The organism is Chitinophaga hostae, assembly GCF_018224885.1.
Lineage (GTDB): Bacteria > Bacteroidota > Bacteroidia > Chitinophagales > Chitinophagaceae > Chitinophaga > Chitinophaga hostae.
This window is the reverse complement of sequence record NZ_JAGTXB010000050.1, coordinates 1-1,276: the sequence shown is the minus strand read 5'-3', so window position 1 is coordinate 1,276 and position 1,276 is coordinate 1. Positions and strand designations below refer to the sequence as shown.

1 protein-coding gene is annotated in these 1,276 nt (G+C 45.8%); it reads right to left on the bottom strand.

The genetic code is table 11. The features are described from left to right. Positions 1-1,191 (bottom strand): IS256 family transposase (locus tag KE626_RS34455; RefSeq protein WP_211977698.1); only part of this gene is annotated, 1,191 nt, incomplete at its 3' end. Positions 1,192-1,276 lie beyond the last annotated feature (85 nt).

The window sequence follows — 1,276 nt, the reverse complement described above, 5'->3', positions numbered from 1 at the left end:
TCTGATCCTGTTTTCAAAAATAGTCAAAAATTGATCTAGGACAATGCCCCAGTTTCTAATTGGCATTGTCCATTTTTTTGTTACCTCTCTCAAGGCCAGGTATACAGATTTGAGCACTGCATCATCAGTTGGGAAGGATAGTTTGTTCTTCGTGTACTTCCTGATCTTGCCGTTCAGGTTTTCAATCAAGTTGGTGGTGTAGATGATCTGCCGGATTTCAATGGGGAAGTCAAAAAAGACGGTCAACTCTTCCCAGTTGTCCTTCCAGCTTTTGATAGCATACCCATACTTGCTGCCCCATTTAGCTTCCAAGGCCTGTAGGCCTGCCTGAGCAGCCTGCCGCGTGGGAGCCGCGTAGATATCCTTCATGTCATGGCTGAACTCACGTTTGTCTTTCCATACTACATAGCGGCAACTGTTGCGGATTTGGTGTACAACACAAACCTGGGTGGCCGATTGCGGAAACACCGTGCGGATGGTTTGGGTAAAGCCGTTGAGGTTATCAGTAGCGGTGATCAGGATGTCTTCCATGCCCCGGGCCTTCATATCGGTCAGCACGGTCATCCAGTAGGCGGCAGATTCATTCTTGCCCAGCCACATGCCCAACACCTCTTTAAAACCATCCTGGCGCAGGCCTACTGCAATGTAAACCGTTTTATTGACCACTTTGCTGTTCTCACGGACCTTGAAAACAATGCCATCCATCCATACGATTAGATAAATTCGTTCCAGAGGCCTGTTCTGCCATGCTACAATGTCTTCAGCTATCCGAGAGGTGATCCGGCTGATTGTTGCCGCAGACACTTCAAATTTGTAAACATCCTTGATCTGTTCCTCGATATCACTTACGCTCATGCCTTTGGCGTAGAGGGAAACTATCACTTCTTCTATACCTTCTACCATGCTTTCCCGTTTGGGAACGATCATGGGGTTGAAACTGGCATCCCGGTCACGTGGCACCTGGATCTCTGATTCCCCATATTGGGTCTTAATCTTCTTTTTCCCGTAGCCATTACGCGCATTTTTACTCTTGCTCTGTTCATTCTTCTCATATCCTAAATGCCCATCCAGTTCGCCTTCCAGCATCTTCTCAATGGCTCGTTTCTGAATCTCTCCCAGAAAATCATTGAGTTGCTGTCCAGTCTTAAACTGCTTCAAAAAGTCGTCTGATAAAAAATCCTCGGTTTTCATAGTCTGTGTAAAGTTTAAAAGTAAAAAAATCGGAGCTCTTACGAACCCCGATTTTCTATGTTTACACAGTTTTTGTTATAGTGTC